A 19,491-nucleotide genomic window follows, 5' to 3' on the forward strand; every position below is an offset into this window, starting at 1 on the left:
GGAGCCTGGCAGTGCCGTGTCTACCACGCATGCCAGAGCTCACCGTGACGGTGGCGGACCGGAGGGATGTCCACGCCGTCAAGGTCGTGGCCGGCGTGGTGCAGCCCGCGGATCCGCTGGGCTTCGAGTCGCGCCTGGAGCCGGGCCCGACGTTCAGCCGTGGCGATCTCGGCTGAGAATGAGCCCCTTCTGCAGTTCATGGGCGGCCTGGGCCAATTCAGCGTGTGTGTAGCGCAGGTCGTACAGGGACATGCGCTCCGATGCGCCGTCTCGGACGCGGAGTCGCGAGGGAGTCGTGCGAACCGTCCTGGACATCGAGAACCTCCGTACGGCCCTCTGGGCTCTCCAGAGGTACCTACGGCGGGTGCGAAGTGGGCGGCACGACTCAGCCCTCTCGTCGGTGAAACGATCTGCCAGCAGCACAGTAGTTCGCGCGGACGAGCAGGGCCGAGTTTCTTGCTCGCCCCCGGTCGGAGCCAAGCCCTCCACACGGGCCGGTCCAACTGCCGAGCGCCGCGCTCCAGTTGTGATGCGTGAGGGATTGACGCTTCCGGAACGCTGCCCTACGTTCCCCCGCTGGCCGACACCGAGTCCAACCCCTTCGCGCGTTCGAACAACGTCACCTTCAGCGGCACCCCCTGGAGTCAGGACATCAGTCACGGCGAGATGGTCCGGCACACCAACGAACAGACCCTCACGGTCAATCCGTGCCGGCTCCAGTACCTCTACCAGGGCCTGAACCTCTCGGCGAGCGGCCACTACAACACGCTCCCGTGGCGGCTGGGCCTGCTGACGCAGACCAACTCCACTTTTGTTGAAAATTCTTTCCGATGGTTTCAGGACTCTTGCTGTAAGCGTTTCGGCGGCGATACGGTCGCGCGGGGTCGGACCCGTGAGAGCCGCAATCGCAAGGAGTCCACGTCAGTGATACCGAGATGGCGTGCGCCCTCAAGGCGCCGAACCTCCCGTGCCGGACGGGTCGCCGCGGTCACCGCCACCGCGCTGGCCGCAGCACTCGTCCAGCCTCTCGCCGCCGAAGCGGCCACCCCGCCGGCGCCCCCGTCCGACGCGAAGCTCGCCGCCGAGCCCGCCCGGCACGACGCGACCCGTGAGCAGTTCTACTTCGTCCTCCCGGACCGCTTCGCCAACGGCGACCCGCGCAACGACAAGGGCCGCCTGACCGGTTCCCGCCTCGCCACCGGTTACGACCCCACCGACAAGGGCTTCTACCAGGGCGGCGACCTCAAGGGCCTGACCAAGAGGCTCGACTACATCAAGGGCCTCGGCACCACCGCCCTGTGGATGGCCCCGATCTTCAAGAACCAGCCCGTGCAGGGGACGGGAGCGAACGCCTCGGCCGGCTACCACGGTTACTGGATCACCGACTTCACCCAGGTCGACCCGCACTTCGGCACCAACAAGGACCTCGAGACCCTCATCGACAAGGCCCACGCCAAGGGCATGAAGGTCTTCTTCGACGTCATCACCAACCACACGGCCGATGTCGTCGACTACGAGGAGAAGTCGTACGACTACCTCTCCAAGGGCGCCTTCCCGTACCTGACGAAGGACGGCAAGCCCTTCGACGACGCGGATTACGCGGACGGGCGGCGGGATTTCCCCGAGGTCGACCGCGGCTCCTTCCCGCGCACACCCAAGGTGGTCAAGAGCAACAAGGTCCCGTCGTGGCTCAACGACCCGACGATGTACCACAACCGCGGCGACTCCACCTTCGCCGGTGAGAGCTCCGGGCACGGCGACTTCAGCGGCCTCGACGACCTGTGGACCGAGCGGCCCGAGGTCGTCGGCGGCATGGAGAAGATCTACCAGCGCTGGGTGCGGGACTTCGACATCGACGGCTTCCGGATCGACACCGTGAAGCACGTCAACATGGAGTTCTGGACCCAGTGGGCCACCGCCCTCGACGCCTACGCGGCGAGGCAGGGGCGCGACGACTTCTTCATGTTCGGCGAGGTGTACTCGGCCGACACCGCCGTCACCTCCCCGTACGTCACCCGGGGACGACTCGACGCCACGCTGGACTTCCCCTTCCAGGAGGCGGCCCGCCAGTACGTCTCGCAGGGCGGCAGCGCGCAGCGGCTCGCGGGCGTCTTCGGCGACGACTACAAGTACACGACCGGCAAGGCCAACGCGTACGAGCAGGTCACCTTCCTCGGCAACCACGACATGGGCCGGATCGGGACCTTCCTGAAGCAGGACAATCCGAAGGCCACCGACGCGCAGATCCTCGCCAAGGACCGGCTCGCCAACGAGCTGATGTTCCTGAGCCGTGGCAACCCCGTCGTCTACTACGGCGACGAGCAGGGCTTCACCGGTGCGGGCGGCGACAAGGACGCCCGGCAGAGCATGTTCGCCTCGCGCACCGCCGACTACCTCGACGACGACCGGATCGGCACCGACCGCACCCACGCCGACGACGCCTACGACACGCAAGCACCGCTCTACCGCCGGATCAGCGCCCTCGCCAAGCTCCGCAAAGCCAACCCGGCCCTCACCGACGGCGTCCAGCAGCAGCGCTACGCGGCCGACGGCCCGGGTGTCTACGCCTTCTCCCGTACGGAGGCGCGCACCGGCACCGAGTACGTCGTCGCCTTCAACAACGCCGCCGACAAGAAGACCGCGACCTTCGCCACCGGCTCGGCCGGCATGGTCTTCAAGGGCGTCTACGGCACCGACGACTCCCTGAGGAGCGACGGCGACAGGAAGCTCACCCTCACCGTCCCGGCCGGCTCGGCGATCGTCCTCAAGGCGGCCCGCAAGCTCGCCCAGCCCGCCACGAAGCCGACGATCACCCTGAAAGCCCCGGCGGCGGGCGCCACCGGCACCGTGGAACTGTCCGCCGATGATGGGGGCACCTCCCGCTCGGGCGAAGCCGAGAGCGGGGGAGGCGGACAGCTGAACCGGGTCGTCTTCGCGGCCCAGACCGGCAACGGCAAGTGGCAGACCCTCGGCTCCGCCGACCACGCCCCCTACAAGGTCACGCACACCATCCCCGAGGACGTACCGCCCGGCACCGCCCTGCGCTACAAGGCCGTCGTGGTCGACTCGGCCGGCCGCACCGCGAGCGCCCTGGCCGCCTCCACCACCGGCACCCCGCCCGTCGAGGAGCCGGCAGGCGCCTCCTCCCGCGACTACGCGATCGTCCACTACAAGCGCGCCGACGGAAACTACGCCGACTGGGGCCTGTACGCCTGGGGCGACCTCGCCGAGGGCGAGGCCACGGAATGGCCGAAGAGCCACCCCTTCACCGGCCGTGACGCCTACGGCGCCTTCGCCTACGTCAAGCTCAAGCCCGGCGCCTCGACCGTCGACTTCCTCGTCATCGACAAGGACGGCGACAAGGACGTCCCCGCCGACCGCACGATCGACGTCACGAAGACCGGCGAGGTCTGGATCGAACAGGGCCAGGAGACCGTCCGCACGGAGAAGCCGGCCGCCGACTACCCGGCCCCGGACAAGACCAAGGCCGTCCTGCACTACCACCGGGCCGACGGCGACTACGACGGCTGGGGCCTGCACGTCTGGACCGGTGCCGCGAACCCCACCGACTGGTCGAACCCCCTCAAGCCGGTCAAGACTGATACCTATGGTGCGGTCTTCGAGGTACCGCTCACCGACGGTGCCACCAGCCTCAGCTACATCCTCCACAAGGGCGACGAGAAGGACCTGCCCTCCGACCAGTCGCTCGACCTCAAGGCGAACGGCCACGAGGTGTGGCTGGTGAGCGGCCAGGAGAAGTACCTGCTCCCGCAGCCGGTGGGCGCCGCCGCCGCGCTCGACCTGACCACGTCCAAGGCGGTCTGGATCGACCGGCACACCCTCGCCTGGAACGGCTCCGACGCGGCCGCCTCCACCCAGCTGCTGTACTCCCGCGACGGTTCGATCGCCGCGAAGGACGGCACCCTGACCGGTGACGCCAAGTGGCTGCGCCTGTCGAAGGGCGAGCTGACCGACGCCCAGAAGGCGAAGTTCCCGCACCTGAAGGCGTACGACGCCTGGACCGTCGACCCACGCGACCGCGACCGGGTCCGCGAGGCCCCGCGCGGCCAGGTCGTCGCGACGCAGCGGGCCGCGACCGGGGCCGTGCTCGCGGCGACCGGCGTCCAGCTCGCCGGTGTCCTCGACGACCTGTACAACGCCACGAAGGCCGACCTGGGGCCGACGTTCTCCCACGGCCGCCCCACACTGTCCGTCTGGGCGCCGACCGCGCAACAGGTGTCCCTGGAGATCGGCGACTCCACCGTCCCGATGCGGCGCGACGCCACCACCGGCGTCTGGTCCGTCACCGGCCCGAAGACCTGGAAGGGCAAGCCCTACCGGTACGTCGTGAAGGTCTGGGCCCCCAGCGTCCGCGAGGTCGTCACCAACAGGGTCACCGACCCCTACGCGCTGGCCCTCACCGCCGACTCCGAGCGCAGCCTGGTCGTGGACCTGGACGACAAGGCGCTGAAGCCGTCCGGCTGGTCGTCGTACAAGAAGCCCGAGGCCGTACCGCTGCGGGACGCCCAGATCCAGGAGCTGCACATCCGGGACTTCTCCGTCGAGGACCGCACGGCCAAGCACCCCGGCAGCTACCTCGCCTTCACCGACGGGGACAGCGACGGCTCGAAGCACCTGCGCGAGCTGGCGAAGGCGGGCACCTCGTACGTGCATCTGCTGCCCGCGTTCGACATCGCCACCATCCCCGAGAAGAAGGCCGACCAGGCGACGACCGACTGCGACCTCGCCTCCTACCCGGCCGACTCCGACAAGCAGCAGGAATGCGTCGGCAAGGTCGCCGCGAAGGACGCCTACAACTGGGGCTACGACCCGTACCACTACACGGTCCCCGAGGGCTCCTACGCCACCGACCCGGACGGCACGGCCCGCACGGTCGAGTTCCGGAAGATGGTGAAGGCGCTGAATGACGACGGACTGCGCGTCGTCATGGACGTCGTCTACAACCACACCGCCGCGAGCGGCCAGGAGAAGACCAGCGTCCTCGACCGGATCGTGCCCGGCTACTACCAGCGGCTCCTCGCGGACGGCTCCGTGGCGAACAGCACCTGCTGTGCCAACACGGCCACCGAGAACGCCATGATGGGCAAGCTCGTCGTCGACTCGGTCGTCACCTGGGCCAGGCAGTACAAGGTCGACGGCTTCCGCTTCGACCTCATGGGCCACCACCCGAAGGCCAACATCCTCGCGGTCCGCGAGGCCCTCGACGCGCTCACCCTCGCCAAGGACGGCGTCGACGGCAAGAAGATCATCCTCTACGGCGAGGGCTGGAACTTCGGCGAGATCGCCGACGACGCCCGGTTCGAGCAGGCCACGCAGAAGAACATGGCCGGTACCGGCATCGCCACCTTCTCCGACCGTGCCCGCGACGCCGTGCGCGGCGGCGGCCCCTTCGACGAGGACCCCGGCGTCCAGGGCTTCGCGTCCGGCCTGTACACCGACCCCAACTCCTCGCAGCACAACGGCACCCCGGCCGAGCAGAAGGCCCGCCTGCTGCACTACCAGGACCTCATCAAGGTCGGCCTCTCCGGCAACCTCGCCGGTTACCGGTTCACCGGCACCGACGGCAAGGAGGTCACCGGCGCCGAGGTCGACTACAACGGGCAGCCCGCGGGCTACGCGGACGCCCCGGGCGACGCCCTCGCCTACGCCGACGCGCACGACAACGAGTCCCTCTTCGACGCCCTCGCCTTCAAACTGCCCGCGACGACCAGCGCGTCCGACCGGGCCCGGATGCAGGTCCTCGCCATGGCGACGGCCACCCTCTCCCAGGGCCCGGCCCTCTCCCAGGCGGGCACCGACCTGCTGCGCTCCAAGTCCCTGGACCGCAACTCCTACGACAGCGGCGACTGGTTCAACGCCGTCCACTGGAACTGCGCCGACGGCAACGGCTTCGGCCGCGGCCTGCCCATGGCGGCCGACAACAAGGACAAGTGGCGTTACGGCAAGCCCCTGTTGAGCACGGTCGAGGTCGGCTGCGAGCAGATCGAGGGCACCTCGGCCGCGTACCGGGATCTGCTGAGGATCCGTTCGACGGAGCCGGCGTTCTCCCTCTCCACGACCGGCCAGGTGCAGTCGAAACTCTCCTTCCCGCTGTCCGGCAGGGACGAGACCCCCGGTGTGATCACCATGCGGCTCGGCGATCTCGTCGTCGTCTTCAACGCCACACCCGAGCGGCGGGAACAGCGGGTCACCGCCGTCGCCGGAACCGGCTACCGGCTGCACCCGGTGCAGGCCGCGGGGGCGGACCCTACCGTCAAGTCGTCCGCCTACGCCGCTGAATCGGGCACGTTCGCCGTTCCGGGGCGCACGGTCGCCGTCTTCACCCGGGCCGGCGCGTAGCGCACTACGTTGGGGGACGGGCCGTGACCGACGGCCCGCCCCCCAACGCAGGCCCCGAGGTGCTCCTCGAGATGGACGGCAACGGCACGCAGCACACCCCCGGCACCACCGTGCTGGTCGTGGACGACGTCGCGGCCAGCCGGTACGCCATGGGCGCGGTGCTGAGCCGGGCCGGCCACCAGGTCGTGCCCGTCGCCAGCGGTGGCGAGGCGCTCGTCGAACTCGACGTCCGGCTGCGCGACGGCACCCTGCCCGACGTGGCCCTCCTCGACGTGGGCCTGCCGGACATGAGCGGCTTCGAAGTGTGCCGCAGGCTCCGGGCCCGGCCGCCCATGGCCGCGCTGCCCGTCGTGCACTTCTCGGCAGCCCGGACCGCGCCCGGGGACCGGTGCCGTGGGCTGGACGCGGGCGGCGACGCCTATCTGACCGTGCCCGCCGAGCCCCAGGAGATCCAGGCCGTGGTCCGGGCCGCCGTGCGCGGAGCGCGCCGCACCACGGGCGCCGAGACCGTCGTCCACCGGCTGACCCTGCTGGCCGAGGCCGTCATCACGGTGCAGACAGCGCGCTGCCCCCGGGAACTCGCCACCGCGGCCGCCGACGGCACCGCACGCCTCACCGGCACGCCCGCCGTGGTGTTCGTGATCGCCCCGGACGGCGAGCCCTACCAGGGCACGGCCCGAAGCCGCCCCGCACCGACGGACAGCGGCGCGCACCAGACGGCGGCACGACTGGCCGCCCGGCTCGCGGAGGGCCGTGCGGGCGTGCACAGCACCGTCGTCCCCGCGCCGCTGTGGCCGGCCGGGATCTTCCGGCCGGGCGTCGAGGAGGACGCCCTCCTGACCGTGGCGACCGCCCAGGACGGCCGTACGGCCGTGTGCCTGGCCACGCCCGTACGGCGTACGGCGATCAGCGACCCGGCGGACGACGGGCTGCTCGCCCGGCTCGCCCAGGCCGCGGCGCTCGCCGCCGAGCCCCTGCTGCTGTACCAGGTGGAGCGGCACGTGGCCCTCACCCTCCAGCACAGCTTCCTGCCCCGGCCGCCCAAACTGCCCCACCTGCCCGGCGTCGACGTCGAGGTCCGCTATGTGCCGGCCTCCCGGCAGACCGAGATCGGCGGCGACTTCTACGCCGCCCTGCGCACCGGCGACGGGGTGCTCACCGCGGTCGGGGACGTGGTCGGGCACTCGCTGGACGCCGCCACGGTCATGGTCGAGATACGGCACGCCCTGCGCGCCTACTGCGTGGACGAGAGCGACCCGGTCGTGCTGGCCGGGCGGCTCGACCGGATGCTCCAGCGGTACCACCCCGACATCACGGCCACCGTGTGCCTGGTCCTGGTCGACCCCGGCAGCGGCCGGGCGCGGATCGCCAACGCCGGTCACATCCCGCCGCTGATCCTGCGCGACGGGGGCGGCGCGGAGTACGTCGACGCGCGCGGTCCGCTGCTCGGGCTGGGCCTGGAACGCCCCCCGCCGACCGAGCACCACCTGAACCCCACCGACCGGCTGCTCATGGTCACCGACGGCCTCATCGAGACCCGGGGCATCCCCCTGGACACCTCCCTGGAGCAGCTCCGCACAGCCGCCGCCGACGCCCCCACCGGCCTGGACACCCTCTGCGACGTGCTCCTGCGCTGCTTCGGCCATGACCGGGAGGACGACATCGCCCTGCTGGCCCTGCGGTTAGGGTGACCCCGTTGGCCGCCCAGAAGGAGTACTGATGCCGCAGATCACAGTCGACTATTCCGCAGAGCTCGCGGACGGCTTCGACCGGACCGGATTCGCGAAGGCGCTGCACCAGGCGACTGTCGACATCGCGGCCGCCAAGCCGCCGGCGTGCAAGAGCCGGTTCCGCCCCACCGAGGACATCGTGGTCGGCCCCGACACCGAGGGACATGCCCACGTCCACGTCCACATCGCACTGCTCGCCGGCCGCACCGAGGACACCAAGGCCCGGCTCACCGAAGCCGCGCTGGAGTTGCTGCGCGCGCATGTGAAGACCGCCGACGGGATCGTGCTGCACGCCTCCGCCGAGGTACGCGACCTGGACGCCTCCTACCGGAAGTTCGAAGGCTGAGCGGACTCAGGTCGCCAGCGTCAGGAGCCGGCCGGCCAGGTCGGCGAACGGGCCGTCGGCAGGCTCCTCCTTGAAGATGCGGCGCAGCAGGGCGCCCATCTCCGTGTCGTACGCGGCGCTCACGGAGGCCAGCGCCGCGAAGTCGTGCACGAGCTGGATCTCCAGCTCCTCCCGCGGGATGCGCCGGCCGTCCAGCCAGATCAGCGCCGTCGACTCGGCGAGCGAGATCCAGGACCGGACGACCAGTTCGAGACGCGCGGGCGGATCGGTCACGCCCAGGTGCGAAAGGATCTGGACATAGGCGGCCTGCCGTACGGAGTCGACGAGCGCGTTGGTCGTCGAGGAGCCGACGGCCGGGCCGCCGCGCATGAGGGCGGAGAAACCGGGCCCGTGCTCGTCCACGAAGTCGAAGTAGCGGCCCATGACACGCAGCAGCCGCGCCCCCAGCGGACCCTCGTGCGGCTCCACGAAGCGGGCCGCGAGATCGTCCGCCGCCCGCTGCAACGCGGCCTCGTACAGGCTGAGTTTGCCGGGAAAGTAGTGATAGACCAACGGGCGCGAAATGCCCGCGGCCGACGCTATCTCGTCGATGGAGACCTCGTCGGGCGAGCGGCGGCTGAACAGTTCGAGGGCGACGCCGATCAACTGCTGCCGCCGCTCCTCGACTCCCAATCTGCGGCGAACCCCGGTAGTCATACGAACACCTTACCGATCGATTCCAGCCTCGAACGGACCGGATCGGTCGCGGACGTTCAGCCGGGTGCGCCGGGCGGGCACGAGAACGGCCCGGTCAGCGCAGCCCGCCGAACGAACGTCCGTCCCGCAGCGTCCCCTTCAGCTCCGCCTGCGCCCCCTGCTCGCCTCGCACGGTCAGCAGACTGCCCCGCGCCGACCCGCTGATCCCGCCCGTCGCCCGGATCGACGCGGTCCGGCGGCTGCCCGCGGCCAGCAGATACCAGGTCCCCGCCTCCGACTTCCACAGCACCCCGGCCAGCACATGCGGATCGCGCGCCCCGCACGCCGGAACGTTCTCGGCCTTCGCCGCCACCGCCCCGTACCGTCCGCCCGGCGTGTGGAACTGCGCCAGCACCCGCGCCCCGCCGCCCCGCCAGGTCTCGGCCCGTGTGCACACCCACGCCGCCGAGCCGCTCGCGTCCGGCAGCGGCTGCTCGTTGAACGCCCAGGTGTTGACCGTCCGCACACCCGCCGAGCGCACCGCGCCCAGCGAGCAGGCGTACGGCTGCCAGGTGCGCAGTGCCTCCGCGCCGGACGCCTCTCCCGGCGAGCCGGGCCGGCCGCTGGTGAGCCGGGCGGGGACCAGTTCGCCGAGGTCGCTCAGCAGCCGGGTCCGCTTGCCGTCGGCCAGTTGCAGCACGTTCCACGACGTGCACGGACCGGACCTGAGGGCCGGGCTGGCCAGCGGCGCGGTCACCCCGTCGGTGAGGGCGAGCTCCATCGCCCCGGAGCCCGGCTTCAGCAGATCGCGCTCGCCCGCCTTCGACACCCAGGGGGCCGTCAGATAGCGGACGTTGCCGTCGGTCCGGCCCAGGACCACCGCGCCCGCCTCGGCCCGGCCGGCGCCGTCGACCCGGGCGAAGTCGAGGACGGCCCCCTGCGTGCCGTCCTTCGGCTCGGCGTACCGGGCGATGCGCAGACCGTCGTAGAGGATCACCACGCGCGCGGCGTCGACCGTCCCCGCGTACAGCAACTGGGGCGGTCCGGCCGGGCCGCCGGACAGGGTGCCGGGCGTCGCCGACACCTGGACCGCCTCGCCGGGTCGTGCCCAGACGGCCAGGGCGCGGCGCAGCAGGGCGGAGTCGCCGGTGAGGTCGCCGCGGGCCGGCCACACCGAGAAGTCGGTGCGCGCCGAGCTCTGCCACGCGGCAGCGGGGACCCGGGTCAGCTTCGCCGGGTCGAGGGCGGCCTGGGCGGCCGGGTTCCGCGCATACGGCGGTGCGGCGGCGCCGTCGGGGCCCCAGCCCTCGCCGGGCAGGCCGAGCAGCGCCCCGCACACCAGCAGCGCCGCCCCCGCGGCCAGCGCGGCCTTCAGGTGCTGGCGGCGGCGCATCAGGTCGGTGGGGCGGGCCTGGAGGGAGCAGGGGTCGAACTCGGGGGAGTCGAGCAGTCCGTACTGCGCGGGGACCCCGCCGGCCTCCAGCAGCGCGCCCTCCGCGTCGACGACACCCGCGGCCGTGAGCACCTCGCGCGTCTCGTCGTCCGCGAGCCGCTCCAGGCCGCGCAGCGCGTACGCGGCCCGGGCCGGTCCCGACAGGGTGGACAGCCGCTGGTCCAGGGCGAGTTCGTCGGCGCCGCCGGACCGCGGGAACAGCTTCAGGCCCCACACCTGCGGCAGCAGCGGCGGCAGCTGGGCCCGCTTGGGCCATGCCCTGCGCCGCAGCGGCAGCCCCGCCTCCAGCGCCGTACGCAGCACCTGGAGGCGGACCAGCGCGTAGCCCGGGTCGCCGTCACGGCCGGTCGACTGGGCCGGGATGACCGGTGCCGCTGTGCGGTTGCGTGGGAGTGCGCGCTGGGTGAGGGCGTGCGCGGTCACGACGCGCCTGTTGCGGCCCAGGCCCGGTGGCAGCACCAGATAGGCGAGCCGCACGAGCCGCGGGTAGTGCTCGACGAGCGCGGCCTCGGCCTGCTCGACGTCGACGACCGGACCGGCGGGGGAGGAGGGTGCGGGGCGCTGGGCGACATCCTGTGACTGCACGTTCAGCAGAACGAGCGAATGGTCGGATGGTCACCTGACCGCGGAGCGTCACCCCCGTGGCTGCTCCTGCTCCACGAGGAGCCGGGCGTAGTTCGCCATCGACCGCTGGTAGCGGGGCAAGTGCGGGGCCAGGGCGCCGAGGGCCAGCGACAACGCCTCGCGATCCCGGCCCAGGCTGGACAGGCACAGGGCGAGACAGGCTCGCACCGGGTCGTCCAGTTCGTCGGACGGGGCGAGAAGCTCGGGTGTCAGCAGCGCGACGCCCTCCTCCGCCCGGCCGATGTTCCGCAGCGAGCTGGCCAGCTGGATCTTCGTCCGGCGGGCCTTGTAGCGGCTGACGTCGGAGAGTCCGCGCCGCAGCGCCTCCTCGTACAGGGGCACCGCCCGGTCCGAGCGGCCCGTGGAGTCCCAGGCGCAGGCCTGCTCGAACGGCCCGAGCGGGCTGCCCTCCGGCAGCTCGGCGACGAGGGCGTCGACCTCGGCACGGAAGCGCGCCTCGTCCGCCTCGTCCTCGGCGTAGTCGTCGAAGCGGTCCCACAGCGCGGTTACGCGATCTTCCCAGTCCTGGTTCACCGTGCCACCCTCGCACAGGCGTGCCTGCGGAGGCAGCGGAATTTGAGCGCCAGGGGCTCCGCGGCCGTATCGAAGGGGAGAGCCCTTGCCGGGGCTCCGTGCGGCATGTGTCCGGACCGTGCCGTGACAAGGACCGGAGGAACAGATGAGGGTGACCCGACCGATGCTCGCGCTGAGCGGCGCCGTGGCGATACTGGCGCTGGCCGGCTGCGGATCCGGCGGCAAGGACGAGGCTGCCGATCCGAAGGAGGTGAGCGGCAGCCTGGAGCACATCGCGGCCGAGGCCAAGTGCAAGCCGAACATGCAGACCGACGCCGACACCATCCGCCAGGCCCTCTGCAAGAAGGGCAAGGAGAAGTACGTCCTCGCGACCTTCTCCACCGACCGCGGCCAGCGCGAGTGGCTGAACGGCGCGAAGGACTACGGCGGCTACTACCTCGTCGGCCGCAAGTGGGTCGCCGTGGGCGAGCAGAAGACGGTCACGGCGCTGCAGAGCAGCCTCGGCGGGACCATGGAGGAAGGCTCCGAGCACATGAACCCCGGCGGCAGCCACAACAAGGGCGGTCACACCGGCGGCGGCCACGGCTGAACACGGACGAGAAAGCCGGCGGTGGGAATTCCCACCGCCGGCTTTCCGCTGGGCGAGGACTACTGGCAGTTCTCACCGTTGTTGATGCACTGGACCATCTCGTTCATCGTGTTCTCGTCGAAGAAGTTGATGAAGTCGTTGTGGTCCGTGATCGGCTTGTGCAGCTGCTCCGGGAAGGAGTCCACCGCGAAGGCGTTCTGGACCTGTCCATTGTTGATCTGCGGCGCCTGCACGTCGTAGACCAGACGGACCTGGAGCTGCGGGATGGCCTGGAAGCCGTTCGAGCAGCTGCCGTCCGCTTCCACGAAGTCCACGTGGGTGCGGTGGTTGGCGCTGTCGATGTTCTGGCCGTCCCAGCAGCTCTGGAAGTTGGACAGCCGGACCATGCTGCTGCCCTCGGGGCAGATCGGGTACTTGTCCGTCACCTGACGGTCCTCGAAGCCCGTGCAGGTCCAGGACGTGTTGGCGTTGTTCAGGCCGTTGGTGAAGGACTTCGCGTCACCGGTGATGATCCGCAGGGCCTTGGGCATGGCGACGACGTCGCTCGTGCGGTTGCCCACGAACTTCAGCTCGGCCTGCGAGGGCTCGACGATCTTGCCGACGTTGCCGTCCTGGCCACCGCCCGGCTGACCGGCGTCGATGTCGTCCGACCCGTCCTGGATCCGGATGACCGGCCAGAAGTAGGTGGACTTGTCGCCCTGGTTCTGGCAGGTCGTCTCGCCGTTCTCCAGGTCCTCGTCGCTCGCGAAGGCGTTGTTGGCCTGGTTGCCGACGTAGTCGTGCTGGTGCTGGGCACCGTTGGACACGCCGGGGGCCACGATCACGTTGTCCGAGTTGCGGTTCTCGTTCTCGTTGGTGCCGCACTGCGTGGTGAAGGTGCCCGTCGAGCCGCCGTCACCGTTCGCCGCGAGACCGTTCGGCAGGTTGCGGGAGTTCGGCTGGACGTCCTCGATGTTGACGAAGTCCGCCGCCGCCGGACCGTTGCCGCCCTGACCGCCGTTGCCGCCCTGGCCCTGGTCCTGGCCGCCGTTGTCCTGTCCCTGGTCCTGGCCGCCCTGGTCCTGGCCGTCCTGGCCGCCCTGGTTCTGGCCGTCCTGGTTCTGATCGCCCCCGGCCTGGCCGTCGTTGGTGTTCGCGTCGGCGGCCATGCCCTGGCACTCGGCCATCTGGGCGAGGTTGTCCGGCGCCTTGCCACCGACACGCTTGATGTTGATGCCGATGCGGTCGATGGCCGCGGTCCGCTTCGACTTCAGCGGGCCGAGGATGGCGTTGTTGACGAAGCCGGAGTCACCGGCCTGGGCCTGACGCGTGGAGGCGAGCCGGGTGTAGGCCTCGCTGATCTGCTTGTCGAGGTTCGCCAGCTCCTTGTCCACGCCCTGGCGCGCGCCGTCCGGCACGTCGGTCAGGCTCTGCCCTACGTCCGGGCACTGGATCGTGGCGACCTGCGCACCCGCGGACTTCGTCTGGTTCGCCGAGTTCTCCTCATGCGCCGAGGCATAGAAGTTTGCCCAGATCAGCCCGCCCCCACCGAGCGCTAGGGCCGCCGATGCGGCTATGGCCTTGGTGGCCATCGGCGTCCGGCGTTTTCTTGTGTTGCGTCCCATGGAACTCCTCTGACTTCCTTTTTCGGGGGCATCGAGGCGCCCGACAGGAGTGAAGCGGCTCCCTTCCATACGCAGGTGGTCCCACGGGTGTTCAGATGTCTCTGAAATTGATGCGAGATTCGTGAGGGCTCTGTGTGCTCAACAGCCCGTTTCATACCGGGAGTTGCCGATCCCGCACGGTCGGTGAACCAACGGGTCCGGTTTCACCGCCCGTGGTCGAGATACGCCAGAACCGCCAGCACGCGGCGGTTGTCGTCGTCCGAGACCTCCAGTCCCAGCTTGGCGAAGATGTTCGCGGTGTGCTTGGCGACGGCCCGTTCCGTCACCACCAGCCGGCCGGCGATCGCCGCGTTGGTCCGGCCCTGCGCCATCAGCTCCAGCACCTCCCGCTCCCGGGGCGTCAGCCGCGCCAGCGGCCCGTCGTCGCTCGACTGCCGGGCCAGCAGCTGCTGGATGACCTGGGGATCCATCGCCGTACCCCCGGCGGCGACCCGCCGTACGGCGTCCACGAACTGCTCGGCGTCGAACACCCGGTCCTTCAGCAGGTACCCGACTCCGCCGCTGCCATCGGCGAGCAGCTCACGCGCGTACAGCTGCTCCACGTGCTGGGAGAGCACCAGCACCGGCAGGCCGGGCCGCTTGCGGCGGGCGTCCAGCGCGCACTGCAGCCCCTCGTCGGTGTGCGTGGGCGGCAGGCGTACGTCGACCACGGCGACGTCCGGTTCCAGCTCGGCCAGGGCGGCGGCCAGTTCGGGACCGGACTCGACGGCCGCCGCGATCTCGAAGTCGTGCGCCTCGAGCAGCCGGACGAGCCCGTCGCGCAGCAGGAAGAGGTCTTCGGCTAGGACAACGCGCAAGGGATCTCCATGGTGACCATGGTGGGACCGCCCGCGGGGCTGCTGACGGCCAGGACGCCGTCGAATGTACCGAGCCGCCGCTCGACTCCGGAGAGTCCGGAACCGGCTCCGGTCACCGCACCTCCCTGGCCGTTGTCGGTGACGGAAACCCGCAGCATCCCGTCGGCGTGGTGCAGGTCGGCCCAGATCCGGTCGGCTCCGGAGTGCTTCACCGCGTTGGTGAGCACCTCGCTGACGGCGAAGTAGGCGGCGGACTCCACGGGCGCCTCCGCCCGCCCGGGCAGGTCCACGCTCACCTCGGTGGTCACCGGCAGCCGCAGCGCCAGCGCCCGTACCGCGTCGCCGAGACCGCGCTCGGCGAGGACCGGGGGATGGATGCCGCGCACCAGCTCACGCAGTTCGGCGAGGGCCTCGACCGACGATGTACGGGCCTGCGCGATCAGCTCCTTGGCCCTGGCCGGGTCCTTGTCGAGGAGCGCCTCGATGGTGCCCAGGTCCATGCCCACCGCGACCAGCCGGGCCTGGGCCCCGTCGTGCAGGTCCCGCTCGATGCGCCGCAGCTCGGCGGCGGAGGCGTCGACGGCGTCGCGCCGCGTCTCGGTCAGGACCCGCACCCGCTCGGCCAGTTCGCGCTGCCCGGAGCCCAGGACGGCCTGGGTGAGCCGGAAGTGGACGTCCAGCAGCCGTGTGGTGAGGAAGTGCGCGAAGAAGAGGACGACCAGGCCCAGAAGGGCGGCGCCGAGCGCGGACACCTGCCCGGTGACCTTGACGAACCCGTACCAGTACCCCTCGGGGAAGGCCCGCCACAGCCCGGCCCCGAGCGCGAAGCCCTCCAGCGGGTACAGCCACAGCGCGGCCGGCAGCAGCGCGGTGAGGAACCCGGCCGTCATGTCGACCGGCAGCCACATCAGGTCCCGCCAGGTCGCCGGGTCGCGCAGCATCCCGAACGTGGCCGTCCACGGGTTGGCGTCCTTCGGCAGCGGCCGGTACGCCGGCGGGATCCGCACCCCGCCCCACTCGGCCGCGAGCACCCGCCGCCAGTTCGCGAACCCCCGCACCCCCTTCAGTACGTACGGCGTGGTGACGAGCCCGATCCCGATCGGGATGAGCGCCATGGACACCAGGGACAGCGTGAAGCACAGCACCGCCCCCGGCAGCGAGACGAGAGCCACCCCCAGCCCCCGTAGCGCCGCGAGCGCGACGCCCCGCCCCTTCGCTGCCCTGTAGCCGCTCTTCGTGTCGATGGTCATGGCGTCAGTCTCGCCGAGCGGGGGAGCGGGGTCACTGGGCCGGAACACCCGGTCAGGGGGTGGTGATACGTACACCCCCCGGAGCCGGTGCGGCGGTGCGGTGGTTCATGCGCCCGTGCCGGCCGCGAGCACCTTCGCCTCCACTTCCGGATCGAGCCCCGAGCGCGGCCGGTCCGGTCGCTGGGGTGCGGTGCCGCCGATGTCCTGGAGCCACCGCCAGGTGTCGGCCACGGTCTCCGCGACGGGCCGGCAGCTCAGCCCCGCCGCCACCGCCCGGGAGACGTCCGCGCTGTGCAGGGCGTCGTGCAGGTCGCTGCCCGGCGGCACCCACACCGGCAGCTCGGTCCACGGCTCGACGCCCGCCTCCAGGATCACCCCGGGCTCGGTCCACCGCGGTTCGGCACCGCCGCCGGTGACCCGTACGCACGCGTCCAGCAGTTCGCCGGTCGTGGCGTGCCCTTGGGGGCTGGCCAGGTTGTACGGCCCGCTCAGCTCCCGCTCCGCCGCATGCAGGGTCCACTCGGCCAGGTCCCGGACGTCCACGTACTGCAGGGGCAGCTCGCGCGGGCCCGGGGCGAGCACCGGACCACCACGCGCCATCCGGCCCAGCCACCAGGGCAACCGGCCGATGTTCTCGTACGGGCCGAGGATCAGCCCGGCCCGGACGAGCACCGACCGGTCCTCGCCGAAGGCGTCCAGCACGGCCAGTTCGCCGCCGCGCTTGTCCTGCGGGTACGCGGTCTGCTCCGCGTCGGCCACGGCGCCCTCCACCAGGGGCACGTCCTCGCCGTACCCGGCGGGCGGGGCCCACGCGTACACCGAGCAGCTCGACACGTACACGTACCGGCGGGCGCGGCCCCGCAGCAGCCGCGCCGTGTCCCGCACCGCGCGGGGCGCCGCCGACCAGGTGTCGACGACGACGTCCCACTCGCCCGGGTCGCCGGCGAGGGCGGCGAGACCGCCGGGCGCGGTGCGGTCGCCGAGCAACGACCGCGCGCCGGCAGGCGCCTCGTGCCGCCCCCGGTGGAAGACGGTCACGTCCCAGCCCCGCCCCAGGGCCGCCTCCACGACGGCCCGTCCCACGAACTCCGTACCACCCAGCATCAGAAGCCTCATGCCGCTGACTCTGCCCGGTGGGGCGGTGGCAGGGAACGGGGATCTGCCGTCAGCAGACAGATGGGGCCGGTGGCTCAGTGACCCACTGGAGGCACGTACTTGTACCCGACCCGGCGTACCGTCCGGATCGTGTCGCGGTGCTCCGCGCCCAGCTTGCGGCGCAGCCGGGCGACATGGACGTCGACCGTGCGTCCGTCACCCACGTGTCCGTAGCCCCACACCGTGCCGACCAGCTGGTCGCGGGTGTGCACCCGGCCCGGGTGCGCCACCAGGTGGGCGAGCAGCTCGAACTCCAGATACGTGAGGTCGAGCGGCCGGCCGGCCACCTGCGCGGTGCGCTGCACGGTGTCGACGCGGATCAGCTGCTCGCCGCCCGGCCCGGGACCCGCCTCGGGGACGACGGGCTCCGGCCGGTCCGGCACCGCCACCGGGAACGGCGGCTGCTGGTCGGCGGGGACGAGCACCAGATAGCCGACCATCGGCGGCCGGCCCGGCAGCGTGGGCAGGGTGTGCTGCGGCGCCGGCAGCCAGGTGGCACCCGGCGGCAGCAGGTCCGCGACGGTCACCACCTCGTCCCGGTCGACGGCACGCAGCCGATGCCGGGCGCTGTTCGCGGAAGGGGTGCCGAGAGCGGCGGTGGACAGGGAACGAGTGGTCGCCATGAGAGGTCAGCTCTTTCGCGCGCGAGGTCCGTTGGGAAGACGTACGTCGTTTCGCGCTGGCCGAAGGCCGGAAGGTACGGCTTTACAGGGCCTGCGCGTTCACCGCGCGGCAACACACCCGGTCGAAGTCGTAGTCCTGACGGGACGGCCAGAAGGGCTCGAGGTCGTGACGACCCGTCGCGGTGCACTTCTGGTGGCTGGCCATGACTCCATTGAAGCAGAGCTGATCCCGCGAGGGGACCCTCCTCTCACTGCTTGGACACGTGCCCCGAAGGGGCGCGGGGAACTGCGCGACAAGCCACGACGGCGCGGCACACGAGAAGAGGCGCCCACCGCGATCGGTGAGCGCCCCCTCAGGAACCTGCGGGACAGGTCAGACCTGGCCGGCCTTCTCCAGCGCCGAGCAGCAGGTGTCGACGAGCAGGCGGGTCACCACGTACGGGTCGACGTTGGCGTTCGGGCGGCGGTCCTCGATGTAGCCCTTGCCGTCCTTCTCGACCTGCCACGGGATACGGACCGAGGCGCCGCGGTTGGAGACGCCGTAGGAGTACTCGTTCCACGGGGCGGTCTCGTGCAGACCGGTCAGGCGGTCGTCGATGCCGGCGCCGTAGTTCTTGACGTGGTCGAGGGGCTTGGAGCCCTCGCCGAGGGACTCGGCGGCGGTGATGATCGCCTCGTACGTCTCGCGCATCGCCTTGGTGGAGAAGTTGGTGTGTGCGCCGGCGCCGTTCCAGTCGCCCTTGACCGGCTTGGGGTCCAGGGTCGCGGAGACGCCGAAGTCCTCGGCGGTGCGGTAGAGCAGCCAGCGGGCCACCCACAGGTGGTCGGAGACCTCCAGCGGGGAGACCGGGCCGACCTGGAACTCCCACTGGCCGGGCATGACCTCGGCGTTGATGCCGGAGATGGCGAGACCGGCCTTCAGGCAGTTGTCCAGGTGCGCCTCGACGACGTCACGGCCGAAGATCTCGTCCGCGCCGACACCGCAGTAGTAGCCGCCCTGCGGGGCCGGGAAGCCGCCCTTGGGGAAGCCGAGCGGGTAGCCGTCCTGGAAGAACGTGTACTCCTGCTCGATGCCGAAGATCGGCTCCTGGGCCGCGAACTTCTCGGCGACCTCGGCCAGCGCGGCACGGGTGTTGCTGGCGTGCGGGGTGAGGTCGATGTTCAGGACCTCGCACAGCACCAGGATGTCGTCGCCGCCGCGGATCGGGTCCGGGCAGGTGAAGACCGGCTTGAGGACACAGTCCGAGGCGTGGCCCTCGGCCTGGTTGGTGGACGACCCGTCGAAGCCCCAGATCGGCAGCGCGTCGAGACCGGCGGGCGAGCCCGTGATGATCTTGGTCTTGGAACGCAGTTTGGCCGTCGGCTCGGTGCCGTCGATCCAGATGTACTCAGCCTTGAAGGTCACGGGCCACATCCTTCGGGGTGTGTCTGGGCGCGTATCGCGGGTGCTGCGGCGCTGCGGCACCGGTGCGCCGCGTCAACTGTCCGGCAGCCTGTCAACAGGCGATTTCCCGGCCATTGCTCGGATGTGAACCCCGTGTTACCTGGTGTTGCTGTGCCGCACGGCACGCCGAGAGGGCGTTCCGTCCCGGCGAGGGGCCGGTCACCGGCTTCCCTCCGTCAAGCCGGTGACCCGGCGCCCGGGAGGCCCGGACGCGCCGGTCCTGCTGCTCCTGGCCGGGAGCAGCAGG

15 protein-coding genes and 1 pseudogene are annotated in these 19,491 nt (G+C 71.2%); 6 read left to right on the forward strand and 10 right to left on the reverse strand.

The genetic code is table 11. The features are described 5' to 3' along the window. Positions 1-29 precede the first annotated feature (29 nt). The 5 genes and pseudogenes from ACFZBT_RS19010 to ACFZBT_RS19030 all read left to right on the forward strand — a co-directional run bounded on the left by ACFZBT_RS19010 (position 30) and on the right by ACFZBT_RS19030 (position 8,436). Positions 30-176: a hypothetical protein gene (locus tag ACFZBT_RS19010; RefSeq protein WP_391104747.1), complete on the forward strand. Its 147-nt coding sequence runs from the start codon at positions 30-32 to the stop codon at positions 174-176. A gap of 400 nt (positions 177-576) precedes the next feature. Next, positions 577-699, forward strand: a pseudogene (locus tag ACFZBT_RS19015) (non-reducing end alpha-L-arabinofuranosidase family hydrolase); the annotation flags it as partial. A 225-nt stretch (positions 700-924) separates the two neighbouring features. Beyond that, positions 925-6,360 (forward strand): pullulanase-type alpha-1,6-glucosidase, encoded by a 5,436-nt coding sequence (gene pulA / locus ACFZBT_RS19020; protein WP_391104750.1) that lies wholly within the window; start codon positions 925-927, stop codon positions 6,358-6,360. A gap of 71 nt (positions 6,361-6,431) precedes the next feature. Next, the gene (locus ACFZBT_RS19025; protein ID WP_391104952.1) at positions 6,432-8,051 is read left to right on the forward strand and encodes a SpoIIE family protein phosphatase; all 1,620 of its coding nucleotides are present in this window, start codon (positions 6,432-6,434) and stop codon (positions 8,049-8,051) included. A gap of 28 nt (positions 8,052-8,079) precedes the next feature. After that, positions 8,080-8,436, forward strand: coding sequence for a 5-carboxymethyl-2-hydroxymuconate Delta-isomerase (locus ACFZBT_RS19030; RefSeq protein ID WP_391104753.1), 357 nt, complete (start codon positions 8,080-8,082; stop codon positions 8,434-8,436). A 6-nt stretch (positions 8,437-8,442) separates the two neighbouring features. Here ACFZBT_RS19030 and ACFZBT_RS19035 read toward each other — a convergent pair whose 3' ends face one another. The 3 genes from ACFZBT_RS19035 to ACFZBT_RS19045 all read right to left on the reverse strand — a co-directional run bounded on the left by ACFZBT_RS19035 (position 8,443) and on the right by ACFZBT_RS19045 (position 11,722). After that, positions 8,443-9,132, reverse strand: coding sequence for a TetR family transcriptional regulator (locus tag ACFZBT_RS19035; protein WP_391104756.1), 690 nt, complete (start codon positions 9,130-9,132; stop codon positions 8,443-8,445). A 94-nt stretch (positions 9,133-9,226) separates the two neighbouring features. Continuing rightward, a complete protein-coding gene (locus tag ACFZBT_RS19040) occupies positions 9,227-11,149 on the reverse strand; it encodes a hypothetical protein (RefSeq protein WP_391104759.1) in 1,923 nt (640 codons plus the stop codon). Between the two features lie 48 nt (positions 11,150-11,197). Continuing rightward, positions 11,198-11,722, reverse strand: a complete 525-nt coding sequence (locus tag ACFZBT_RS19045) for a tetratricopeptide repeat protein (protein ID WP_391104762.1) — start codon at positions 11,720-11,722, stop codon at positions 11,198-11,200. 145 nt (positions 11,723-11,867) lie between these two features. Between ACFZBT_RS19045 and ACFZBT_RS19050 the strand changes: the two genes are divergently transcribed. Further along, positions 11,868-12,311 (forward strand): hypothetical protein, encoded by a 444-nt coding sequence (locus ACFZBT_RS19050; protein WP_391104765.1) that lies wholly within the window; start codon positions 11,868-11,870, stop codon positions 12,309-12,311. Between the two features lie 59 nt (positions 12,312-12,370). Here ACFZBT_RS19050 and ACFZBT_RS19055 read toward each other — a convergent pair whose 3' ends face one another. From ACFZBT_RS19055 to glnII, 7 genes are all read right to left on the reverse strand, one after another. Beyond that, positions 12,371-13,915: a DUF1996 domain-containing protein gene (locus ACFZBT_RS19055; protein WP_391104768.1), complete on the reverse strand. Its 1,545-nt coding sequence runs from the start codon at positions 13,913-13,915 to the stop codon at positions 12,371-12,373. Between the two features lie 203 nt (positions 13,916-14,118). Next, a complete protein-coding gene (locus ACFZBT_RS19060; protein ID WP_391104772.1) occupies positions 14,119-14,772 on the reverse strand; it encodes a LuxR C-terminal-related transcriptional regulator in 654 nt (217 codons plus the stop codon). Further along, complete coding sequence (locus tag ACFZBT_RS19065; RefSeq protein ID WP_391104775.1) at positions 14,757-16,022, reverse strand: sensor domain-containing protein; 1,266 nt, start codon at positions 16,020-16,022, stop codon at positions 14,757-14,759. The genes ACFZBT_RS19060 and ACFZBT_RS19065 overlap by 16 nt, the downstream gene beginning before the upstream one ends. A gap of 105 nt (positions 16,023-16,127) precedes the next feature. Further along, positions 16,128-17,138, reverse strand: coding sequence for an NAD-dependent epimerase/dehydratase family protein (locus ACFZBT_RS19070; protein WP_391104778.1), 1,011 nt, complete (start codon positions 17,136-17,138; stop codon positions 16,128-16,130). A 74-nt stretch (positions 17,139-17,212) separates the two neighbouring features. Beyond that, on the reverse strand, positions 17,213-17,800 hold the full coding sequence (locus ACFZBT_RS19075) for a winged helix-turn-helix domain-containing protein (RefSeq protein WP_391104781.1): 588 nt from the start codon (positions 17,798-17,800) through the stop codon (positions 17,213-17,215). Between the two features lie 82 nt (positions 17,801-17,882). Then, positions 17,883-18,005 (reverse strand): hypothetical protein, encoded by a 123-nt coding sequence (locus ACFZBT_RS19080; RefSeq protein WP_391104784.1) that lies wholly within the window; start codon positions 18,003-18,005, stop codon positions 17,883-17,885. Between the two features lie 168 nt (positions 18,006-18,173). After that, positions 18,174-19,205 (reverse strand): glutamine synthetase, encoded by a 1,032-nt coding sequence (gene glnII / locus ACFZBT_RS19085; RefSeq protein ID WP_391104787.1) that lies wholly within the window; start codon positions 19,203-19,205, stop codon positions 18,174-18,176. Positions 19,206-19,491 lie beyond the last annotated feature (286 nt).

Origin of the sequence: Streptomyces sp. NPDC008137, assembly GCF_042957035.1 — a bacterium.
In the GTDB taxonomy this organism is placed as follows: domain Bacteria; phylum Actinomycetota; class Actinomycetes; order Streptomycetales; family Streptomycetaceae; genus Streptomyces.

Bases quoted from the DNA above. Each gene is read 5' to 3' on its own strand.
- ACFZBT_RS19010 (WP_391104747.1), top strand. From the start codon at position 30: ATGCCAGAGCTCACCGTGACGGTGGCGGACCGGAGGGATGTCCACGCC.
- ACFZBT_RS19025 (WP_391104952.1), top strand. From the start codon at position 6,432: ATGGACGGCAACGGCACGCAGCACACCCCCGGCACCACCGTGCTGGTC.
- ACFZBT_RS19030 (WP_391104753.1), top strand. From the start codon at position 8,080: ATGCCGCAGATCACAGTCGACTATTCCGCAGAGCTCGCGGACGGCTTC.
- ACFZBT_RS19035 (WP_391104756.1), bottom strand. From the start codon at position 9,132: ATGACTACCGGGGTTCGCCGCAGATTGGGAGTCGAGGAGCGGCGGCAG.
- ACFZBT_RS19050 (WP_391104765.1), top strand. From the start codon at position 11,868: ATGAGGGTGACCCGACCGATGCTCGCGCTGAGCGGCGCCGTGGCGATA.
- ACFZBT_RS19055 (WP_391104768.1), bottom strand. From the start codon at position 13,915: ATGGGACGCAACACAAGAAAACGCCGGACGCCGATGGCCACCAAGGCC.
- ACFZBT_RS19065 (WP_391104775.1), bottom strand. From the start codon at position 16,022: ATGACCATCGACACGAAGAGCGGCTACAGGGCAGCGAAGGGGCGGGGC.
- ACFZBT_RS19070 (WP_391104778.1), bottom strand. From the start codon at position 17,138: ATGAGGCTTCTGATGCTGGGTGGTACGGAGTTCGTGGGACGGGCCGTC.
- ACFZBT_RS19075 (WP_391104781.1), bottom strand. From the start codon at position 17,800: ATGGCGACCACTCGTTCCCTGTCCACCGCCGCTCTCGGCACCCCTTCC.
- ACFZBT_RS19080 (WP_391104784.1), bottom strand. From the start codon at position 18,005: ATGGCCAGCCACCAGAAGTGCACCGCGACGGGTCGTCACGACCTCGAG.